This window comes from Mesorhizobium sp. WSM4844 (genome assembly GCF_055811775.1).
In genome coordinates this window covers 1-20,563 of the sequence record NZ_JBVVQB010000021.1, presented here as the reverse complement: position 1 = coordinate 20,563, position 20,563 = coordinate 1, and the positions used below count along the sequence as shown (strand labels likewise).

17 protein-coding genes are annotated in these 20,563 nt (G+C 62.4%); 6 read left to right on the top strand and 11 right to left on the bottom strand.

All coding sequences use genetic code 11. The features are described 5' to 3' along the window. Positions 1-64 precede the first annotated feature (64 nt). The gene (gene coxB, locus AC0L2A_RS17980; protein ID WP_473512692.1) at positions 65-880 is read right to left on the bottom strand and encodes a cytochrome c oxidase subunit II; all 816 of its coding nucleotides are present in this window, start codon (positions 878-880) and stop codon (positions 65-67) included. Between the two features lie 444 nt (positions 881-1,324). Beyond that, on the bottom strand, positions 1,325-2,233 hold the full coding sequence (locus tag AC0L2A_RS17975; protein WP_473609900.1) for a LysR family transcriptional regulator: 909 nt from the start codon (positions 2,231-2,233) through the stop codon (positions 1,325-1,327). 147 nt (positions 2,234-2,380) lie between these two features. On the opposite strand from AC0L2A_RS17975, the gene AC0L2A_RS17970 reads away from it, so the two are divergent. After that, positions 2,381-3,829, top strand: coding sequence for an MFS transporter (locus tag AC0L2A_RS17970; RefSeq protein WP_473609953.1), 1,449 nt, complete (start codon positions 2,381-2,383; stop codon positions 3,827-3,829). 45 nt (positions 3,830-3,874) lie between these two features. Here AC0L2A_RS17970 and radC read toward each other — a convergent pair whose 3' ends face one another. Beyond that, positions 3,875-4,639, bottom strand: coding sequence for a RadC family protein (gene radC / locus AC0L2A_RS17965; RefSeq protein ID WP_023802539.1), 765 nt, complete (start codon positions 4,637-4,639; stop codon positions 3,875-3,877). 49 nt (positions 4,640-4,688) lie between these two features. Then, a complete protein-coding gene (gene map / locus AC0L2A_RS17960; RefSeq protein ID WP_473609898.1) occupies positions 4,689-5,516 on the bottom strand; it encodes a type I methionyl aminopeptidase in 828 nt (275 codons plus the stop codon). A 301-nt stretch (positions 5,517-5,817) separates the two neighbouring features. Here map and AC0L2A_RS17955 point away from each other — a divergent pair, with 301 nt between their 5' ends. Together AC0L2A_RS17955 and AC0L2A_RS17950 are read left to right on the top strand one after the other, a co-directional pair. Then, complete coding sequence (locus tag AC0L2A_RS17955; RefSeq protein WP_236377189.1) at positions 5,818-6,114, top strand: DUF982 domain-containing protein; 297 nt, start codon at positions 5,818-5,820, stop codon at positions 6,112-6,114. Positions 6,115-6,248: 134 nt separating this feature from the next. Beyond that, on the top strand, positions 6,249-6,929 hold the full coding sequence (locus AC0L2A_RS17950; protein ID WP_023802536.1) for a DUF2161 domain-containing phosphodiesterase: 681 nt from the start codon (positions 6,249-6,251) through the stop codon (positions 6,927-6,929). A gap of 36 nt (positions 6,930-6,965) precedes the next feature. Here the strand turns inward: AC0L2A_RS17950 and AC0L2A_RS17945 are convergent, their stop codons facing one another. From AC0L2A_RS17945 to AC0L2A_RS17935, 3 genes are read right to left on the bottom strand one after another with little or no spacing between them, the layout of a single operon-like run. Further along, entirely contained in the window at positions 6,966-8,654 is a 1,689-nt protein-coding gene (locus tag AC0L2A_RS17945; RefSeq protein WP_473609897.1) for a GNAT family N-acetyltransferase, read from the bottom strand. A 21-nt stretch (positions 8,655-8,675) separates the two neighbouring features. Beyond that, positions 8,676-10,013, bottom strand: a complete 1,338-nt coding sequence (locus AC0L2A_RS17940) for an HlyD family type I secretion periplasmic adaptor subunit (protein WP_236388766.1) — start codon at positions 10,011-10,013, stop codon at positions 8,676-8,678. A gap of 14 nt (positions 10,014-10,027) precedes the next feature. Further along, a complete protein-coding gene (locus tag AC0L2A_RS17935; RefSeq protein ID WP_473515827.1) occupies positions 10,028-11,911 on the bottom strand; it encodes a type I secretion system permease/ATPase in 1,884 nt (627 codons plus the stop codon). On the opposite strand from AC0L2A_RS17935, the gene AC0L2A_RS17930 reads away from it, so the two are divergent. After that, the gene (locus tag AC0L2A_RS17930) at positions 11,901-12,491 is read left to right on the top strand and encodes a hypothetical protein (protein WP_473515833.1); all 591 of its coding nucleotides are present in this window, start codon (positions 11,901-11,903) and stop codon (positions 12,489-12,491) included. The two genes, AC0L2A_RS17935 and AC0L2A_RS17930, sit on opposite strands and share 11 nt — an antisense overlap. Before the next feature lie 585 nt (positions 12,492-13,076). On the opposite strand, the gene AC0L2A_RS17925 is transcribed toward AC0L2A_RS17930, so the two are convergent. After that, the gene (locus AC0L2A_RS17925; protein WP_236388776.1) at positions 13,077-15,080 is read right to left on the bottom strand and encodes a type I secretion protein; all 2,004 of its coding nucleotides are present in this window, start codon (positions 15,078-15,080) and stop codon (positions 13,077-13,079) included. Positions 15,081-15,227: 147 nt separating this feature from the next. Continuing rightward, the gene (locus AC0L2A_RS17920) at positions 15,228-17,312 is read right to left on the bottom strand and encodes a hypothetical protein (protein WP_473609896.1); all 2,085 of its coding nucleotides are present in this window, start codon (positions 17,310-17,312) and stop codon (positions 15,228-15,230) included. A 661-nt stretch (positions 17,313-17,973) separates the two neighbouring features. On the opposite strand from AC0L2A_RS17920, the gene AC0L2A_RS17915 reads away from it, so the two are divergent. Together AC0L2A_RS17915 and AC0L2A_RS17910 are read left to right on the top strand one after the other, a co-directional pair. Beyond that, positions 17,974-18,684: a helix-turn-helix transcriptional regulator gene (locus AC0L2A_RS17915; protein WP_473609894.1), complete on the top strand. Its 711-nt coding sequence runs from the start codon at positions 17,974-17,976 to the stop codon at positions 18,682-18,684. 8 nt (positions 18,685-18,692) lie between these two features. Continuing rightward, positions 18,693-19,175: a hypothetical protein gene (locus AC0L2A_RS17910; RefSeq protein ID WP_027156248.1), complete on the top strand. Its 483-nt coding sequence runs from the start codon at positions 18,693-18,695 to the stop codon at positions 19,173-19,175. A 204-nt stretch (positions 19,176-19,379) separates the two neighbouring features. Here the strand turns inward: AC0L2A_RS17910 and AC0L2A_RS17905 are convergent, their stop codons facing one another. Beyond that, the gene (locus AC0L2A_RS17905) at positions 19,380-19,907 is read right to left on the bottom strand and encodes a transglutaminase-like cysteine peptidase (RefSeq protein WP_473609952.1); all 528 of its coding nucleotides are present in this window, start codon (positions 19,905-19,907) and stop codon (positions 19,380-19,382) included. Between the two features lie 272 nt (positions 19,908-20,179). Further along, a partial coding sequence (locus tag AC0L2A_RS17900) for a hypothetical protein (RefSeq protein ID WP_473609893.1) occupies positions 20,180-20,563 on the bottom strand: 384 nt, incomplete at its 5' end.

Below are 20,563 nucleotides of genomic sequence, written 5' to 3'. Positions count from 1 at the left end.
GGCCAGGCTCGACAGTTTCGAGCCGTGCCGCAATTTCAACCCAAATCGCCGTCTTTGCCGGCGTCTACTCTGCCGAGCCCACCTGCTGGGGGGCCGACAATTGCGCAAAAGTCTGCTGTTCGCCGAGCCACGCCAGATAGTCTTCCGGCGTGTCGACCATCACCACGCCATTCATCAACGGGTGCCCCTGGCCACAAAGCTCAGCACACAGGACCTGAAAAGTTCCGGTCTTGGTCGGGGTGAACCAGAAATAGGTGACCGAGCCCGGGATCATGTCCATCTTGGCGCGGAATTCCGGCACGTAGAAATCGTGCAGCACATCGATCGAGCGGAGCAGCATCTTGACCGGCTTGCCGACCGGCAGATGCAGATCGGCGGCTTCGACGACGACATCGTCCTGGCCGTTGGCGTCACTGGAGTCTACGCCGAGGGGATTTTCAGGGCTGACGTTGCGGGTGTCGGACGTGCCGAGCTTGCCGTCCTTGCCGGGCAAGCGGAAACTCCACTGCCATTGCTGGCCGACGACTTCGACCTCGGTTGCGTCGCTTGGGACGCTGACGAACTGGTTCCAGACGAACAGGCCGGGAACCAGCATGGCGGTGACGCCGATTGCGGTGACGATCGTCAGCCACCATTCGAGCCGCTTGTTCTCGGGTTCGTATGCAGCCTGGTTGCCCTCCCGGTGACGGAAGCGGAAGACGCAATAAGCCATGAACAGGACGACGGCGGCAAAGACGACGCCGGTGATCCAGAAGGTGATGATGATGGTGTTGTCGATATAGTCCCAATTAGAGGCAATCGGCGTCCACCACCATGGGCTCAGGAAGTGGAACAACACTGAGCCCACAACTACCAAAACGAGTACAAGCGCTATGGCCATATCCCGTTCCTCCCGGCATTCCAAGGGCGCGAAGCCGTCCCAGGAAATGCCAAATGCATCATAGCTCGATTTCCGGTCGAAATTCTAGTGCGGTCTTCCCGTCAGACGAAAACGCAATGGCGATGATGTGGAAGAACCCAAGAAGAAGAAGGCTGCGGCGAAGAAAAAACCTGCTGGGGCGCCGAACAACACGGCGTCCTGCCGGATCGTGAAAGGCCGCCGGCTAGCGGGGGAGGAGGCTGGTTCGGGATTGTGCCGACGAGATCAGGCGATTGGTTTCCGCCAGACCGGCTCCTGCTGTCCTGGCGATTCGGCTGCTGTCGGGGCGAGGCGAGGCCGTTTTCGACCTAACCGGGTTCAGCGAGGCGGTCGGTCGGAATCGCCGGCACCTGCAACATAGAGTTGCAGTGATCGAATCAGCAACGCTCCCTTGACCGTTGCGCTTTAAGAGATCCAGTGAGTTTTTCCGGCGCAAACGTCTCGAACGCAGCCGCGCAGCCACCGGTGCGCCGGATCGGCATCCAGCCGCGGGTGCCACAAAAGTGAGACCGCGATTTCCGGCAGGGGAACCGGCAGAGGGAACCAGAACATTCCATCGCGCAGGTTTCCCGTATAGCGTTCGGGAACGCTGGCGATCAGGTCTGAGGCACGCGCCAGAGCCAGAGCTTCCGAAAAGCCGCTGACGACCGTCACGATCTCCCGTTTCAACCCTAACGGCGCAAGGGCATCGTCCATCGGTCCCCTGTCGAGTCCGCGACGGGAGATGAGGATGTGCCGGCCGGCTGCGTAGCGGGCAGGGGTCATCGTGACCTCGCACAATGGATGTCCCATCCGCACGACGCCGACGAAACGATCACGGAACAGCGCTTGCGCGCGCATCTCCGGTCCCGTGGCCTTTCCGACAACGCCGGTTTCCAGGTCTACGCTACCGTCGCGCAGAGGCGTGCTGTCCTTGTCCGGCTTCAGCACAAAACGCAGCCGCACGCCCGGTGCTTGTTCGCCGACGCGCGCAATGAGATCCGGCCCGAAATTCTCGACAAAGCCATCCCTGTTTCTAAGCGTGAAGGTCCGCTCAAGCCGTTTCAGGTCGAGCATCTCAACAGGACGCAAAACGGCTTCGGCGTTCTGCACAAGCTGACCGACGCGCTCGCGGAGTTCGAGGGCCCGAGGTGTCGGAACGAGGCCGCGTCCGGCCCTGACCAGCAGCGGATCGCCCGTCGTCTCACGCAATCGCGCCAGCGCCCGGCTCATCGCCGACGGGCTCAGCCGCAGCCTTCTGGCGGCGCGCGCCACGCTGCCTTCCGTCAACAACACGTCAAGCGTGACAAGCAGATTGAGGTCGGGATGCGACATATGATGATCGTAGCATGGCCGGAACGATCTGACATGTCGTCAAACGCAATGATTACGTGCAAATGATGCGCCTTCCGCCATCTCAAGCAAAGGACTACCTGTCTGCCAGCTCCGTTTCGGGAGTCGCGCCAGAAAACGGAGTTCATGTTGAAGCCAATCGATGCAGGACGGGCAGTCGCCGAAAATCCAGAACGGGCACCTGCGGTTCGGTGGGTGCTCGCCGGCCTTTCGCTATCGATGTTGCTGTCCTCGCTCGGCATCAGCATCGCCAATGTCGCCTTGCCGACGTTGACGCAGGCGTTCGACGCCTCGTTCCAGGAGGTCCAGTGGATCGTGCTGGCTTACCTCCTCGCCATCACCACCCTGATCGTCAGCGTCGGGCGACTAGGTGACATCACCGGTCGCCGGCGGCTGTTGCTGGCCGGGCTGTTCCTGTTCACGGTGGCCTCGGTCCTGTGTGGCGTCGCGCCGACGCTCTGGCTGCTGATTGCAGCTCGGGCGGCCCAGGGCTTGGCGGCGGCCATCATGATGACCCTGACCATGGCTTTTGTCGGTGAGACGGTGCCGAAGGCAAGGACCGGCAGCGCCATGGGGCTGCTCGGAACAATGTCGGCGATCGGCACCGCTCTCGGTCCCTCGCTCGGCGGTCTGCTGATTGCCGGAGCCGGTTGGCGGGCGATCTTCCTCGTCAACGTGCCACTGGGCTTGCTGGCATTTTGTCTCGCCTACCGCTATCTGCCGGCTGATCGCCGGGAGCCGAAGACGGATCGGGCCGGCTTCGACGTTGTCGGCACGCTGCTGCTTGCCCTGACGCTTGGCGCCTATGCGCTCGCGATGACGATCGGGCGTGGCAGTTTTGGTCAGCTCAACCTGGCTCTATTCGTGGCTGCAGTCTTCGCGGCCGGGTTGTTTGTGCTTGTCGAGGCGAGAGTGGCGTCGCCTTTGATCCGATTGGCCGCTTTCGGCAATACGACGTTGAGCGCGAGCCTCGCCACGAGCGCGCTCGTTGCGACGGTGATGATGGCGACACTGGTGGTCGGGCCGTTCTATCTGTCTCGTGCGCTCGGGCTCGACGCCGCTGTTGTTGGCATCGTCATGTCGGTCGGTCCGCTTGTCGCGGCGCTGACCGGTGTGCCGGCTGGTCGCATAGCCGACCGTTTTGGCGCGGGGCGCATGACCGTCATTGGGCTTATCGCGATAGCCGCCGGTTGCTTCATTCTATCCGTGATGCCGGCAATATCGGGCATCCCTGGCTACATCGCCCCGATCGCCGTCATCACATCTGGCTATGCGCTGTTTCAAACGGCAAACAACACCGCTGTCATGTCGGATATCCGCCCGGACCAGCGGGGCGTCATTTCCGGCTTGCTCAATTTGTCGCGCAATCTTGGGCTCATCACCGGCGCATCCGTCATGGGCGCTGTGTTCGCATTCGCCTCAGAGGCCATCGACATCGCAACGGCGCGGCCCGACGCCATCGCGACCGGTATGCGGATCACGTTTGCAGTCGCGGCAATACTGATCATCGTCGCGCTCGTCGTTGCGGTCGGAGACCGCGTTCTCGCGGCACGCCCGTCGCTGCCTGGCGTGTCATGACACGAGACCGGACGCTTTGGGGCCGATGCTTGTCCAAACAGGGCGTCAGATCAGCAGCAGGCCCTTCATGCTGGCATGACCCTTCTTGCCGATGATGATGTGATCGTGGACGGCGATGCCGAGCGGTTTGGCCGTCTCGATGACCAGCTTGGTCATCTCGATGTCGGCGCGCGACGGCGTCGGGTCGCCTGACGGATGATTATGCGCCAGAATGATCGCCGTGGCGGAGAGTTCGAGCGCCCGCTTGACCACTTCGCGCGGATAGACCGGCGTGTGGTCGACGGTGCCGACCTGCTGCACCTCGTCGGCGATCAGCGCGTTCTTCTTGTCGAGAAACAGGATACGGAACTGCTCGCGCTCCTCGAAGGCCATGACCGACCGGCAGTATCCGAGAACCTGCGTCCAGGACGACAGGACCTCGCGGCCCTTGATCTCGCTACGCGCCGCGCGTTGGGCGGCCGCGGCAACGATCTTCAGATCGAGTGCCACTGCCGGACCGATACCGCTGACCTCCTCAAGCCGTGCGACGGGGGCGCCAAGCACCTCGGCCAGCGTGCCGAAGCGTGCCAGCAATGCCTTGGCGACGGGCTTGGTGTCGGCGCGGGGGATCAGGCGAAACAGCAAGAGCTCCAGCAATTCGTAGTCGGGGAGGGCGTCGGAACCGGCCGCAAACCGTTGGCGCAAGCGGTCGCGATGGCCGAGATAGTGCGGCTTTTCGGGCGACTTATCGACCGAATTGGCTTTCGCGAGCGGTTTTATCGGTGTTTCGGGAAAGAAGATCCGTTCGTCATCGTCGCTGGTCTTTCCCATAGGCCGCCCGCATTTTCTTGACCGGGAAGATCCGGCCCTCGCGCAAACACTATGCTGGCAGGCCGGGGCGGTCGAGGTTTTTTGGCGACAGCGTGAAAATCTCGCATCCGGTCTCGGTGACGCCGATCGTGTGCTCGTACTGCGCCGACAGCGAGCGGTCGCGTGTCACCGCCGTCCAGCCATCCGACAGCACTTTTACGTGCGGCCGGCCGAGATTGATCATCGGTTCGACGGTGAAGATCATGCCCGGCCGCATCTCGACGCCCTCGCTGGCGCCGCCATAGTGCAGGATGTTCGGCGCATCGTGAAAGAGCTGGCCGACGCCGTGGCCGCAGAAATCGCGCACCACCGAGCAGCGCTCGGCTTCGGCATAGGTCTGGATGGCGGCGCCGATGGCGCCGGTGCGGGCGCCGGGCCTGATCGCGGCGATGCCGCGCATCAGGCATTCATGCGTGACCTCGAGCAGGCGCTCGGCGGCGCGCTTGATCGTGCCCACCGGATACATGCGCGAGGAATCGCCATGCCAGCCATCGAGGATGTAAGTGACATCGATGTTGACGATGTCGCCGTCCTTCAACGGCTTGCTGTCGGGGATGCCATGGCAGACGACGTGGTTGATCGAGGTGCAGGACGACTTGGTGTAGCCGCGATAGTTGAGCGTCGCCGGCAATGCGCCGTGATCCATGCCGAACTCGAAGACGAAGCGGTCGATGGTTTCGGTGGTGACGCCCGGCGCGACGATCGACACCAGTTCGTCGAGGCAGCGCGCGGTGAGATCGCAGGCCTTGCGCATGCCGGCAAAGCCTTCTTCGCCATAGAGGCGGATCTGGCCGGTGTTTCTGAGCGGTGCCGTGGCGGCGTCGAGATAGGTGACCATTGTGTCCGTCTTGCCGGGTAAAAGAGCTTCTGTTGAGCCCGCGAGAAAAGTCCCCCAGATTTGGCACTGGACGGCGCCAGGTTCAAGGACGAACTGCCGGCGATTGGGCTCAAGCCGGCGATATTCATGCTTTGCGGCTTCATCTTGTGCGTGTCCGGCCCCATGCCGGGCCGTTCGTCCGCACTGACGACATATTTTGTGAGCAAGTAGTTTCTGGGCAAGAAGCGGAGCCTGAGCGGAAAGCTGGTCAAAGCAACTTTTTGCGGCGAGCGGCGTTGCTGCGCGTTCTGGAGAGACAGGAATGGACAGATTGCAATTCGAGGTGCCGGTGCGCATCACGACCGCGCCTGGCCTGCCGGTCGAGGAAATATACAGCGTCGAACAGGCGCTGGATTTCCTGCAAGGCTGGCCGGTTCGCCGCCAGGGTCCAGTCTATCAGGCCGCGTTCAACGCCTGCTTCGGCGCCACCGTCGACCTGGTCGAGACCGAGGAGGCTTGCCGGGCGTTCATGGCATTCTGCCGGGTGAGCCGCCTGCTGGCCAGGGATATGATGGTCCCGCGCAAGCGCGGAGGCGAGGCGAGGGGGCTGAGGGCTTAACGGCTGAATGGGCAAGTCCCAGCAAATTGCTTGATGCATGGCTCCGTGTGTTGACGAGTGGCAAATCTGCCCTCGGTGGCAACGCCTGTCGGTGATGCTGTGCCAACCAGCCACGAATCGGCTATGCCTGCGGCATGCAGGAAACGTCTCTCTACATCCCGGTGAAGCGGTTTCTTGAGAGTCTGGACTTCACTGTCAAAGGCGAGGTTGGCGGCTGCGATGTCGTGGGACTGCGTGACGGCGAGCCGCCCGTGCTCGTCATCTGCGAATTGAAGCTGCAGTTCAACCTCGAGCTCATTCTTCAAGGTGTTGACCGTGCTGCGTCATGCGATGAGGTCTGGCTCGCGGCGAGGATGTCAAGTCGAGGCAAGGGCCGCGAGCACGATCGCCGGTTCCGTGCGCTGTGCCGGCGGCTCGGCTTCGGCCTTCTCGGGGTTGGCTCCGCCGGCAACGTCGAATTGCTGCTCAGTCCGGCCGCCTTGCCGCCCCGGCGAGACCCGAGGCGAAGATCGCGCCTGGTGGACGAGCATCGGCGCCGGCGCGGCGACCCTGTAGTCGGCGGCGGCTCCCGTACGCCGGTCATGACCGCTTACCGGCAGGACGCGCTGGCCTGCGCCGCTGCCATGGTCGACGGCCCAAAACGCCCGCGCGATCTGAAAACCATTTCGCCACGCGCCGCCAATATCCTGCTTCACAATGTCTATGGCTGGTTCGCCAGGGCCGAGCGCGGCGTTTATGCGCTTACCGACGTTGGCCGTGCTGCGCTACAGCGCTGGCCTCAATCGGCTTCCGACGAGGCGGCACGAGTCGTTTGAGCGACTTGCAGCGGCAGGCAGACAACGAAGCCCCCGTCAAGTGACAGAAGAGGTGGAGCGGCTTACGGTTGCCGGCCGCGCAACCGTGAGCAGAGTGGTCAGCCCCAGCGGCAGCGACGGCTGGATGACGGGCTTCTCGCGCTCAGGTTTCTTTAGAATGTAGAGCGGCTTGGCTGTCCTCAGCTGCTGCAATTGTCGCCGGGCCTTGGCGCGCAGGGCGGTTTCCGCGGGGGCGGGCGATCCATTCTCAAGGACCAGCGTGAAAGCCTGGGCCGCCTCATCCGTCCGCTGCAGGGCGAGAAGGCTGCGGCCCAAGGCATAACGCGCCAGAATGAGGTCTGGGTTGAGGTCCGTTGCTCGCCTAAACGACTCGATGGCTGCGGAGTGGTCGTTTAGCGACTGCTGCGCAATGCCCAGGCAAAGCCAGGCGTTTACAGATTGCGGCGACATGGCTGCAAGCGCGCCGAAGCATTCGGCAGCCTGACGGTGATCGCCCTTGGTGCCCAGAACGTGACCGAGTCCGTACAGAGCCTGATCATGCGTCGGCTCGGTGTTCAGGATCTGGCGATAGATGTTTTCGGCCTGGATGATCCAACCCTTCTTGTGGAGGCCGGCCGCCTGCTGCAACGCGCCGACCAAGGATCGCCTGTCCAGCCGGTCGCCAAGGTTCCGGCCGGTTTTGGTTCGTATCAATGTGCAGTTGAGGACGGTGTCGTGGGTACCGAAGGAATATTTGTAAGGTTCGTTGCCGCGCAGGAAATCATATGTCCGGAAACCGTTCTCGATCGCGCGGCGGATGCAATAACCGTGCAGGACCAGTCCCGACGGCAGCATGTCGGCCGTCTCGTCGCGCCCGACCATGTGGAACAGCATGCTCTTCTTGACCGGATCGAGGAAGATCGCGAGAGCGCTCAAGGGCCGGTCGCCGTGCCAAAGCACAGGCACAAACAGCGTGCCCTGTTCGAAAGCTTGCCTGAACAGCCGTCGGTTGCTCTTGACCAGGCCGGGAACGAGATTCCCCTTTCGCGGCGTCCACTTGATGCGCCAGAACTCGAGCAGGATGTCGATATCGCGCTCGATGGTAGAGGCGTCGGCATGCGTTATGCGAAACTCGTCAGAGTTCTCCAGCTTCCGGAGAAATCTCCGCATCTTTTGGCGGGTGTTAGCGCTGAGATTGTGCAGAAGATAATCTTCCCATGAGGACGGGAGGTCGATCGCCGGGCATATGCAGTTGTCAACATTGTCAACCTGGTTGACGCGCCTCATCCTGCGCATCGTCAGCCGATTGTCGGAAAGCTGCTCCATCAGCCAGCCTATCCTGCGTTCCGACATCCGCAGGTTTTCCAGATGCAGGCTGGCCCAATGCATCGTCTTCAGATGCTTCGCGAAAACCGCGATTGCCCGGTAGGCGTATTCCGGCGCGCAGAGGATGCCGGTATAATCGGCTGCAAGGTTTCCCCCCATATACACTTCATGGTAGATTTCGCCGGTTTTTTTCCTCATGCTGGTGCGCAGCCGGAGCGGCAGAAGCGCGACATAGCGAGAGCCCGGCGGCCCCTTGCGTGCCGCCAAAATGAACCATTCACCGTCGAAGCGTCGAAGATAGTGGGAAAGAAAGTCCCACGAGACGAAGAAATGCGCGTCGGGATCCCTGGCGTAGAGGTCGTCCCAGTTGTCGCGAAGCCCGTTCAGTTCTTCCGGGCGTGTCAAGACGTCGATCTGCATACTTACCCCCCGCCTCTACGGTCAGCGCTCATTAAATGCCCTAGCCATGCTGTCCTTGATCGGCTTGGACAGGTAGCTGAAAAAGGTCCGCTCCGCCGTCTGGATGAGAATTTCAGCGGGCATGCCTGGCGTCGGAACAAATCCAGGCACTCGAGCCAGTTCGCTGACTGGGAGGTTGACGCGCGCCAGATAAACCTCCTTTGCGGTCGGGCCGGAGGCGTCGGGGAGCGAGTCGGCCGAGACGTAGTAGACTTCGCCGTTCAGAACCGGCGTCGTGCGCGCGTTGAGCGCGACCAGCCGTACCGTCGCCTTTTGTCCGACCTTGACATTGTCGATCTCGGTGCGAGGCACCTGCGCTTCTATGATAAGCGGCACATTCGCCGGCAAGATCTCCATGATGCTCTTGCCGCTCTCGATGACGCCGCCGGACGTGTGGTAGAACAGCCGCACGACAGTGCCCGAAACCGGCGCATTGATCGTCGCTCGGCGCAGCACGTTTTGCGCCTCGCGGGACTGTTCGCGGATGCTGTCCAGTTCGGTTTCAACGCCCTCGAGCTCGTCGAGCGCCGCCTGGCGGTAGGCGTTTTCTGTCTGCCGCATCTCCTGTTCGTGCTTGATGACCTGGGCGCCGGTCTCGGATATCTCGGCTGAGAGCCGCCCCATCTGCCCTTCGGCATCTGCTATGGCGCGCTGAATCGCCTTGATCTCGGTCGCGCGGATCAATCCTTGGTCGAGCAGGGTCTTCTTGCCGGTATACTCCTCGCGTAGCAGACCGAGCTGTATCGTGACCGCTTTCAGCAACTGCTCATAACCGCCCGCCCGGAATTTCAGGGCGCCGATGTTCTGGTCGAGCAATCGGATCTCGCTGCTCATTTTGGTGCGCGAGCCCTCGAAGTTGAGACGCTGGCTATGCACGATCGAAGCAATTTCCGGGTCGTCGCGATTTTCGGTTATTGTGGCCGGGAACGTAATCGTCTCCGCCCCGTGCACCTCGGCGGTCAAGCGCGCCACAATCGCTTCAAGGCGCGCCTGGCGGAAGAACAACTGCCGTTCCTTTGCCCGCGCGGCCGTTTCGTCGAGCAGCACCAAAGGCTGATTGGTTACGACATGGTCGCCTTCGCTAACCAGAAGCTGCTTGATGATACCCCCTTCGAGGTGCTGGATGATCTTGTTCTGCCCAGTGGCCACGAAGCTTCCTTGCGCGACGATCGCGGCTGCGAGCGGTGCCGTGAATGCCCAGGTGCCAAATCCGCCGAAGGTGACGGCCATCAGCAGCAATCCGGCGGTCGTCTGCTTCCAAATGGAACGCGGAACGGCGCCATACCATTGGGCGTCTTCGATCTTGGCTATTTCCTTCACGGCCGCTCTCTCTCTCATTTGACCTGAATATTGGCAAAATGGCCGCCATCGAGGCTCATGCCGCGCGCCGCCAAAGCCTGGAGCACGTCCTGACGCAACCCGAAAAGAGCCACGGTGCCGTTGACGAGCACCAGGATCTTATCCACGGTCTGCAGCAAAGCAGGCCGCTGCGTGATCGTCACCATCGTGATCTTTTGCTCTTTGGCTTGCTGTAGAGCGCGCGACAAAGCCAACTCGCCAGCGGTGTCGAGGTTCGAATTCGGCTCGTCGAGGACCACCAGTTTCGGGCTGCCGAAAAAGGCGCGCGCCAAAGCGATCCGCTGCTTCTGCCCGCCAGAAAGCGGCGCGCCATCGGCGGCGACAAAGGTCTCGTAGCCATGCGGGAGCGAGGCGATCAGTTCGTGCACGTCGGCCAGCTTGGCGGCTTCGTAAATTGCGCCATCGTCGACGTCTTCGCGCATTCTGGCGATGTTCGCCTTGATCGACCCCGGGAAAAGCTGCACGTCCTGGGGAAGGTAGCCGATGCTTTCACCAAATTGCCGCTGATCCCAGTTCCGCAGGTCCATCAGGTCGAGCCGCACGCTTCCCGAAGTTGGAAGGATCGAGCCGACGAGCATTTTGCCCAAGGTCGTTTTACCGGCGCCCGAATTGCCGATGATCGCCAGCGAGTCTCCGGCCTCCAGCCCAAAGCCGATGCCATTGAGCACGACACGTTTGGTTCCTTGCGGCACGAACAGCAGCCGCTCGACATCGAGGCGCCCTTCCGGACGCGGCAGCTTCAGGCGTTCGAAGTTCAGCGGGGATTCCTTCAGCAGCGCACTGATGCGGCCAAAGGCGGCGCGTGACTGCACAACCTGGTTCCACCCTTCAATCGCACCCTCGATCGGGCCAAGTGCGCGACCGGCAATGATTGACGCGGCGATGACCATGCCGCCCGTGACCGAGCCTTCGATGGCCAGATAGGCGCCCCAGCCGAGCATTATGACCTGGGTCAGCAGCCGGACGCCCTTGGAAAGAGAAGCAAAGGCTATGTTTCGGTCCTGAGCTATGACCTGCCATCTGAGCGAGTTGCCGGTATCCTTGCCCCAGATCCACACGGCTTCCGGGATCATCGCGAGCGCGTTGATGATCTGCGAGTTGCGCGACATCGAATCGACGTGGAGGTTGGCTTTGGTTTGGCTTGTGTTGGCCTCGCCGAACGGCTTGGCGGTTGCGCGCTGGTTGGCGAGCGTGATGGCCAGCAGCAGCAGCGCCGTCGCCACGACGATGAACCCGAGGTCGGGGTGGATCAGGAATATGGCCAGCATGAACAACGGGGCCATCGGCGCATCGAGAAGAGACAGCAACGTGGCGGACACCAGAAACGTGCGCAGCTGCTGAAGATCCCCCAGCGTCTGATATTCGCGCCCATTGCTGTGCAGTGAAGCCCTGGCGGCTGCGCTGAGGATTGGTCCGCCCAGTTGGGCGGCGACCTCGACCGCTGTGCGCATGAGGATAAAGCGCCGGATGGCGTCAAAAACCGACTGCAGGATGACTGCGCCGACGATCACGATCGTCAGCATCACCAGGGTGTCGACCGAGCGGCTCGTCAGCACGCGATCCGAAATCTGGAAGAGGTAGACAGGTATCGCCAGCACCAGCACGTTGGTCGCGATCGTGAAGATCATCACTGCGATGAGGTTCTTCTTGACCGCGCGAAGGCCGGCCGTGAGGCTTGCCGAGAGATCGACCGGGCCGAGACGCTTGTGGAATGCGCCGCCGCCGCCGCCATTGCCGCCGCCACCGCCGCCCCCCTTGCCGGTTCCGGTCGGGCCGCCGCCGCCAGGCACTTCCCGGGCAAGCAAGGGACCGCGGTCGCCCTCGATTGTCACGCCGGGCAGAACCGGCTTGTTCTTCATCTCCTGCGTGGGCGGCTCTACTCGCGCGCTCGGCTCGTGCTGCTTGCCGGGCGCGTCCTTCGGTGCGTTGGGCGTCTTGCGTTCCAATATTTCCGGCTCCGGCTTGCGCGCCGGTTCTTCCTTTGGCGGTAAGGCGCGCTGGGCCGGCTCGGAGATCCGAGGCCCCGGTGGCCGGATCTCCTGCGTGGGCGGCCCTACTCGCGCGCTCGGCTGGTCCTGCTTGCCGGGCGCGTCCTTCGGCGCGTTCGGCATCTTCCGTTCCAGCATTTCCGGCTCGGGCTTGCGCGCCGGCTCTTCCTTTGGTGATACGTCGCGCTGGGCCGGCTCGGAAATCCGAGGGCTCGGTGGCCGCATCTCCTGCGTGGGCGGCTCGCCTCCTCGCGCGCTCGGCTGGTCCTGCTTGCCGGGCGCGTCCTTCGGTGCGTTCGGCGTCTTGCGTTCCAATATTTCCGGCTCGGGCCTGCGCGCCGGCTCTTCCTTTGGTGATACGGCGCGCTGGGCCGGTTCGGAAATCCGAGGGCTCGGTGGCCGGATCTCCTGCGTGGGCGGCTCGCCTACTCGCGCGCTCGGCTGGTCCTGATTGCCAAGTGCGTCCTTCGGTGCGTTCGGCGTCTTGCGTTCCAGCATTTCCGGCTCGGGCTTGCGCGCCGGCTCTTCCTTTGGTGCTACGGCACGCTGAGCCGGCTCGGAGATCCGAGGGCTCGGTGGCCGGATGGGGTCGAGGCCTCTTATGCTGTCTGCGACTGGAGCAGCGGGCGTGGCCGGCGGCGGAGCCGAAGGCGCTTTTGCTTGCGGGGAGGGTGGCTGCACCTCGCGTTGCGGAGCGCTTCTATCACCAGGTAAAGGCGCGGTTGAAGGGCGCGCTTGTTCGGTAACCTTGGCTTGTTCGGTGACCTTGGCTGGCGTCGCGTCGCGAAGCGATGTCGGCGTTTCGGCCGGCCGGGCGTCCACTATGCGCCACAATTCGGCAACGACATCGTCCAGTTTTTCCACCGAACGATCGACCGCCCTGCTGTGACGAAACCAAGTCTGTGCGATCGGCTCGGCGGCGCTTCGCCCGACTGCGTCGCCGCCGTCATCCGGCCGATCCCATTCTGGTTCCTGGGCGAAAGCGCGCCCGGTTTGATCGCGATCTTCGGTCATTGCTGCCACCCCGGTTCGAAAATCACGCGAGAACGCTTTGCATCGGATCGGAATAGGTCTCAGGCACGAGCGAGGGATACGCCACGTTTTGAGAGGCTTCCGGCGCCAGCATGTCGTCATCGAGGAAAGCGACCGCCTCATTCACCAGCACGTCGGGATTCTGGCCGCCAAGATCGGGGCCGGTGGAAATCAGCTCCGCCTGGATGAGGATCTCGTCCGAATAGATGCCGCCGCCGACATAGGTCTTGCCGGTGGAATCCACGTCGGCGATGTAGGCATAATTGACCAGCGAATTCGTTCCCGTCGAAATTGTCCAGTCCGCCTCCGGATGCGCCAGCGCATTCATGGCCAGGGCCACCTGATCGCTGTCGCCAAGAATGGTGGTCTGTTTGATGTATTGCAGATTGAGGATGTCGCCGGAGATGTAGAGCACGCGAATCGCCCCGATGCCCGCGAATGCGCCGTCGCCCAGTATGTCGGAAAGGTCAGCTTTGCCGTTCTGCAGGCTTTCACACGCCTTGCGATAAGCTTCAGACATCGCCTCGAAGCGATCGCCGGCGCCGTAATTGACGATGTTGGCCTGGTTCCAAAGCAGATTGTCGCTGGTGGAGGCCGCGCCTTGGCCGGTTGTCTGGAAACCATCGACCGCGCCGATCAGGTCGTTGTCCAGGAGCACGTTCAACTGATGGATGATGTTGGCGTCATAAATGTTTCCGCCGACGACGATCAGGTCGTAGTTGAAGCCCAGTTCGTCCAGCGAAATGTCGTTAGCCGCCGTGTTGGCGCCGGCCGTCACCAGCGTCTTGACTCCCGATGACGACAGGACGGAAACGTCATTGTCCATCATGAAGGTGTATTGCTGGATCCAGTTCATGATGAGCAGGTCGCCTTCGACCTCGGTGACAACCCAGTGCTTGGGAAAGTCACCCTGCTTGGCCTGCGACGCCGCAGCTTCCGCCGACGGATCGATGCGCTTGAACATCGCGATATTGAAGCCTTGGGTCGGATCGGTGGCGTTCAGGCCCCAACCGTTGATGGAGGAACTGACGAGGTCGCTGTCGCACGAGACATTGATCTGAATGATCGCGTTGAGCTCGACATGGTCGCCCATCACTGCGCAAACCGGCGACTGCAGCCAGTTGTTGGCCATCGCCACGCTGTTGACGAGGAGATTGCCGCCGGCTTCCAGTTCGACCGAAACATCGATGTCGATGCTTCCGGACCCAGGCGTGTAGGAGGGTTGCTCGGCCTCTTCTTCCTCGTCCTCGTCCTCCTCGTCGGCTCGACGGTGCTTCTCCGGGAGGTGATCGTCGAGCTTGGGCGCTTCGTCCACGGATTGCCCATTGACGTAAGTGCCTTCGATGACGTCGGCCTTGACGACGAAAACATCGGCTTCGCCATCCGTTTCCTCCGGATAGCCGTTGAGCCGTTCGCCGGCTGTCTTGATGACAGCCACTATCTCCTCGGACGAACCCGGCATTTCCAGATCGTCGATCGGCGACAGATCCGCCGCCGCGCCCAGCAAGGTTGCCATTTCGGCAGCATGGTCCGCTGCTGCGGGAGAGAATTTCAGGCCATGTCCGCCAGCGCCTGTATAGTCGTTGTCGGAGAGCCGAACCTCCTGATTGATAAGGACCGCCACCGAGCCAGGGGGCTCGATATGGGGCAGGATCAGGCGTGAGGGCGCACTCCCCATCGGGTACGCTTCGTGGGGAAGCAGGAAACCTGGATAGGCGACGTCCGGCTGCGGGATCGCGGGGATGTCTGGAGGAACGAATTGGAAATCCGACCAGGGTGTCGACAGGACAAGTTTTGGTGGAACTGGCGAATACTCGATGGAGGGAACGAAATCCTTCAGAGTGTATCCTGCGTCGACGTTGACCGTCTGACTGGCAAGCTCCGGCGTTTCTTCCTCGACCGCCTGGGCCGCCTTGAATTCGTCATAGGCTTTCCTGAGACGGGTTTGCTCCAGCGTGATTTCAAAGAGTCCCACAAAGTGGCTGATCGCCTCGGTGATCTTGTCCATATACACGGAAGTTTCCTCCGGTTTTCGAGATCATCCGCGCCCTTGCCGGGTCGCGCTTCTCTTCTCTGGTTCGAAAGACTGCGCGGGGTTTTCCCCCGCGCAGTCCCTTTTTTGCAGGTCCCGCCGTTGCGAGACCTGCCATGCCAGTTATGTGGCGTCGTCTTCGCCAACCAGCGAGCTGGTGAGGTTGCCGCCCACTACGGTCATGTCGACCGAGTGGCCTTGCAGGTTGGCGCCCATGACGATCTGCTGGTTGAAGCCGTTCATGTCGATGGTGCCATTGGCGTTGGCCTGGCTGATGGCTTCAATGTGCTGGTCGTGGCCGATATTCGACCCCCAGCTGCCGCCGTCGCCGCCAGCGCCAGCCGCGCCGCCGGTCGCAGTCGCTGCGCCGCCGTTGCCGCCAGCGCCGCCCGTGGCGTCGCCGCTCCAGGCATAGCCACCGTCCGCACCGTCAGCCCAAGCGCCGCTGAGAGCAACCGCGCCCGTTCCACCGGTCGCCGTCGAAGCGCCGCCAGTAGCATCGCCGCCAGTCGCGTCGCCGTTCGTGGCCGCACCGCTGGCAGCTGCGCCACCGGTGTTGACGTTGCTTGCCAAGCCGCTGCCGGCTCCGCCGCTGCCGGCACCGCCGGTTGCGTCGCCGCTCGTGCCAGCCCCACCCGCGCCGCTGGTCCCACTGCCGCCGGCGCCGCCGACGCCAGAGCCAGAACCAGTGCCGGAGCCGGAGCCTGAGCCAGCGCCGCCGGTCGAGTCTGCCGCGCCGCCAGTCGAGGTTGCAGCACCGCCATCGACATCGGCGAAGTTGCCGGCATTCGCGCCGCCGCCGCCGCCGCCGCCGCCACCGCCGCCGCCGCCGCCGGTGTTGCCGGCATCGGTGTCGCCATTCGCGGCGATCGGGATAGCTACGGCGACGTTGTCATCCTTGGAGAACCAGGCATCGCTGTCGCTGCCAGCTTCGGCATCGTCCATCAGCGCCAGGGCAACCGGCACCGCGGTCGAGTTGCCGCCGTTGCCGCCATTGCCGCCGTTGCCGCCGTCGCCAGCCTTGGCGTCGGCAAAGCCAAGCGCGCCAGCGTCGCCGCCCTTGGCGTCGGAATTGCCGCCGTCGGCCTTGGAGTCGCCGCCGACGCCGACGCCCAGGCCGAGGCCCAGACCGAGCCCGACGCCGTCGCCGCCGTCGCCGCCCTTGGCGTCGCCGCTGTCGCCGCCATCGGCTTCGCCGCTGTCGCCGTAGCCGCCCTTGCCGTCACCGCCGAGGCCTGCACCGACTGCCACGCCGTTCGCGTCGCCGCCCTTGGCGTCGCCGCTAACCGCGATCGGCACGGCGTCGCCGCCATTGGCGTTGCCGCCGTCGGACTTGGCGTCAGCGGAGCCGACGACAATCGGCACGCTCACGGCCACACCGCCGCCCTTGGCGTCGCCAGCCTTGGCGTCGCCGCTATCGGCATCGCCGCCCTTGGCGCCGAAGCCACCAAAAGCGACCGAATCGCCAGCATGGCCGCCGTCGCCGCCGGCATCAATGCCTTCCTCGGACTTGGCGTAGCCACCCTTGGCGTCGCCCTTGTTGCCGAAGTAGCCATCATTCTTGACCGTCGCGCTGCCGAGATAGTCGTTGTCCTTCATGTCGCCGGTCTGGTTGATGATGGTGGCGCTGTGGCCATTGCCAGCCCCGGCAAACGCGCCGTTCAGGACATCCGAGAAGCTGACGTCGTCGCCCGGATCGAAGCTGATGTCGCCATCGCGGCTGAACATCATGACGCCGCCGAGGCCGACAGCCACGTGGTCGAGGTCAGCGAAATCGTCGTCCGACTTTCCGTCCGACGACGCGTGGGCGCTAACACTGGCTTTAACGTCGGTGTGGTTGGTGTTGGAGTTGGAGTTGTTGTTGTTGTTGTTGCTATTGTTGCTGTTGTTGTTGCTGCTCGAATTGCTATTGTTGTTGTTGTTGTTGCTGGTCGAATTGGCCGTAGCGTCAGCGTCGCCAATGCCGATGCCAGCTCCGATACCTACGCCTACGCCGACGCCGACACCGGTGGAGTCAGCGTCGCTCTTGGAGTCAGCGTCGGATTTTGCGTCGGCATCGGATTTGGCGTCGGCGCTGGCGTCGCTCTTGGCGTCGGCGTCGGCGTCGCTCTTGGCGTCAGCGTCGGATTTTGCATCGGCATCGGCATCGGCGACGTCGCCGATGAACTGCCAACCGGTGTTGGAAGTATTGTTGTTGCGAGTAGTCATTGTCGTTCCCTTGGTTAGGGGCCGCGACAACCGAACCACATTCATTCTGACGTGGTCTTGGGCTCATCGCGGCCGTTAAGTTTTCATGTGGTTGGTTTTGGATCGCCTGCGCCTAGGGGACTAAGGCCGGAGATCCGGTCATCGTCTGTTTGTACGGCGTCACCTCCCTTTGACGGGGGAGCGAGGCAGCCAGGTTGCGCACGAGTTTCCGCCTGCGCCGCCCAACGGTGCGGTCGCTCGCTGCTCTCGTGACTCTCTGGATGTTCCCCAAGCTCCCAATTCGGAACATTGGAAGTTTGTGACCGTCAGCCGTAAATTGTAAGCTGATAGTTGGAGCTAGCCCGTTTGGGACGAGCTGCTCGCCATGAAGGGTTAAATCCTGGGGGGAAGACCAGGTCGGCAGCAATCGTGAATCGCGGACAGTTGCGCGCCGCGCCGCTGCCAGCACGGGTTGTCCCAGCAATTGCCTAGCTCGTCAGGACTATATTTTTTCGCCTATTTTTGAGTTAGGAAGTCGTTAACGTGTGTCGTCCGGGTAGGGGTTCCCGGCCTTTAGCGAGTGCAAGTAAACGGGTGGGTCATGAATGGGGTGGATGGGGTGGAGGCGAGCGGACGCGGTCGAGCTGATACAGCCGATAGAGAATCCTGGGCCCGACGAACCTTGCTGTTCATCGCCCCTGACGACACGATCTCCGATAGCCTGGTGCATGCCGTCGAAAGGGAATTCCCGTGGATCGGGGCTGAGCGCGTTCGCGACCTGTCCGCCACCTGGGCTGCGTTCGATCCTTCGGTTTCCCTTATTCTGATCGATGCGGTGTTTCTGAGCGAGATCGATTCCTGTTCCGCCCAGCTGGCCCGCTTCCACCCGGCAGCCATGACCGCTGTGATGCAGGACGACGGCAGGAGGCCGCTTTCCCCCGATGAGGTCTTTGCGTCGCGAGTGGTGCGCGGCGTGCTTCCCATGAACCTGAAGCTGGATGTGTGGCTTTCCGTGATCAGGCTCATGCTGCGCGGAGGCGAGTATTTTCCCTTGGCCATGTTTCAGCCGTACCTGAACAACGGCATGCCCCATAGCGACGCGAAGGAGGCGAAGCCCGCCATCAAACGGCAGGCCGCACTCGAGGAGTCAGGCCAGCTGACATGTCGGGAGAGTCAGATCCTGGAGATGGCGTCGCAGGGACTGCAGAACAAAACCATAGCCGCCGCGCTTCGCCTTTCCGAACACACCGTCAAAATTCACATGCACAACATCATCAACAAGCTGGGCGCCCACAACAGGACGGAAGCCGCAGCCCTTTTTCATGCCCGACGGGTTGCGGCCGCTGGAATGGTTCCCGGTGCGGATCGCCCGGTGATCTCAACTCTCACGTGAGCAGGTCGATGCCACGCTTTCAGGAGATTTTACTGCTTGTTGGTCAATTGAACTACACATGGACCAACACAGAAAGCTTGCTGATTTACCTGATTGCCGGTCTGGCGAAAGTAGACAAGGAGACTGCGATCGTCATTTTCCTGACGCTGAACACCACGCGTGCACGGATCGAGCTGGTCGAGCGGTTGGCGAAGATGGCGGGAACACCGGTTGAATGCCGACGCCAGGTCCTGGAGATCGCCAGCCAGCTTACCCGGCAGGGAAAGCTGCGCAACAAATACAGCCACTGCATCTATTCGTTCGACGAAACGGGAACGCATGCGAGCACGCAACTCATGCGCATCTTCGACAGCAAGGATGCAATCAAATATGGGAAGATCGAGGAGCTCGACGATTCCGAGATGAAGCGGATCAGCGCCTCCATCCAGGCGATCAGCGCAATCAACAAGGATATTTGGCGGGTCGTCGAAAGCAATTCCTTCCCGCATTGAATTGCTTGCCCTGTGATGCCGTGCATCGAGGTTGACGTGGGCCACGATCAGGCCGCCGTGACCTCTGCCTGCACGCATTATCGCGCAGAGCCGGTGACGGTAGCACCCAACCCCCGGGCTGAGGACGCCAGATCGAAGATAGATCTGGTTTGCGCCCCGGGAAATCGGCGAGTGAAATCGGCGCGGGGCGATCAAGGCACGGTGTCAGGTTCTTATCCGCGTCCACTTGCCGTTTTCGGACTGGGACTGCCGAGCGAAATAACGGTACGAGGTCCGTGACCAATTCCTGATCGCGCCCGTCCTGTTGTCCAGCACCAGATCGCCCTGGTTCGTCCGCACCGTCAGGACCGTATGACCTGCGCCGCCAAGCGTCGCAACGGTCAGCAACATGGCGGATGCGGGCCACCCGCGTTTCAACAACTCGGCTTTCTTGAGGATGGCGAAATCCTCGCAATCGCCTTCGCCGGTCGGCAAGCCCCAGACGTCGGCTCGGCCTGCGGAGTCTCTGTCGCCTCTCTCCTTGATGCGGCGATTGACCGACTTGTTCACGCTCGCAAGTTCCGCTTCCAGGCTCGGCGTGAGTTCGACCGCTTTGACCTTGCCGCGGGTGCTGCAGAGCGCCGGATCGCTGGCGCAGAATTTGTAGAAGGCGGCCGGTGCAAAGGCGTAGCCTTGCGTGGCCATCTTCGTTGCTGTTCCGGTTGTTTGATTGCTGCAGCCGGCCAACAAAATGGCCGCCGCGAGAAGCGCCGCTGAACGAATCACTGAGTGTCCCCTTTTGGTGGGTCGGCATAATCCTTATGGGGATTGGTAAATCAACCCTGAGAATCGCGATTGCGCAGGAACAAATTGTTTGCCATACTTAACAAAGTGTTACCGATGGTCGGTAATATTGACCCTTTCGCGCAACCAAGGGGACGGGAGCGCCTTTTTTTCCCTCAAGGAGGAAGAAAATGCACCTGTACCCTGACGTCTCAAGCACGATTCTAAGAATACTGCTCCTTTCATCCGCTGCCTTCACGGTGGCAATGATCACACCGGCAACCGCACAGCAGAGTCAACGTCCTCGGCTTGCGGCTGCACAGTGCCAACCTCTCACTGAAGCCAATTTCGCGCTTTGCTGTATTGCAGCCAACCGCACCAGCATTCTTTCCGCCGCGCAAATCGACATGTGCCCGCCGGTTACCACGGCCCTCATCACCGCCGCCTTGAACGATGGCGGCGATGGTGACGGCGGCAATGGCGGCGGCAGCGGCGGCGGCGGCAATGGCGGCGACGGCGATGGTGACGGCGACGGCGATGGTGACGGCGACGGCGATGGTGACGGCGACGGCGACGGCGATGGCGATGGCGACGGCGGCAATGGCGGTGGCGGCGGCGGTGGTGGC

Excerpts from the sequence above, each read along its gene's own strand:
- AC0L2A_RS17975 (WP_473609900.1), bottom strand. The coding sequence starts at position 2,233 with ATGTCGCATCCCGACCTCAATCTGCTTGTCACGCTTGACGTGTTGTTG.
- AC0L2A_RS17920 (WP_473609896.1), bottom strand. The coding sequence starts at position 17,312 with ATGACTACTCGCAACAACAATACTTCCAACACCGGTTGGCAGTTCATC.
- AC0L2A_RS17935 (WP_473515827.1), bottom strand. The coding sequence starts at position 11,911 with ATGAAGAACAAGCCGGTTCTGCCCGGCGTGACAATCGAGGGCGACCGC.
- AC0L2A_RS17945 (WP_473609897.1), bottom strand. The coding sequence starts at position 8,654 with ATGCAGATCGACGTCTTGACACGCCCGGAAGAACTGAACGGGCTTCGC.
- AC0L2A_RS17925 (WP_236388776.1), bottom strand. The coding sequence starts at position 15,080 with ATGGACAAGATCACCGAGGCGATCAGCCACTTTGTGGGACTCTTTGAA.
- AC0L2A_RS17955 (WP_236377189.1), top strand. The coding sequence starts at position 5,818 with ATGGACAGATTGCAATTCGAGGTGCCGGTGCGCATCACGACCGCGCCT.
- AC0L2A_RS17950 (WP_023802536.1), top strand. The coding sequence starts at position 6,249 with ATGCAGGAAACGTCTCTCTACATCCCGGTGAAGCGGTTTCTTGAGAGT.
- map (WP_473609898.1), bottom strand. The coding sequence starts at position 5,516 with ATGGTCACCTATCTCGACGCCGCCACGGCACCGCTCAGAAACACCGGC.
- radC (WP_023802539.1), bottom strand. The coding sequence starts at position 4,639 with ATGGGAAAGACCAGCGACGATGACGAACGGATCTTCTTTCCCGAAACA.
- coxB (WP_473512692.1), bottom strand. The coding sequence starts at position 880 with ATGGCCATAGCGCTTGTACTCGTTTTGGTAGTTGTGGGCTCAGTGTTG.
- AC0L2A_RS17910 (WP_027156248.1), top strand. The coding sequence starts at position 18,693 with ATGCCACGCTTTCAGGAGATTTTACTGCTTGTTGGTCAATTGAACTAC.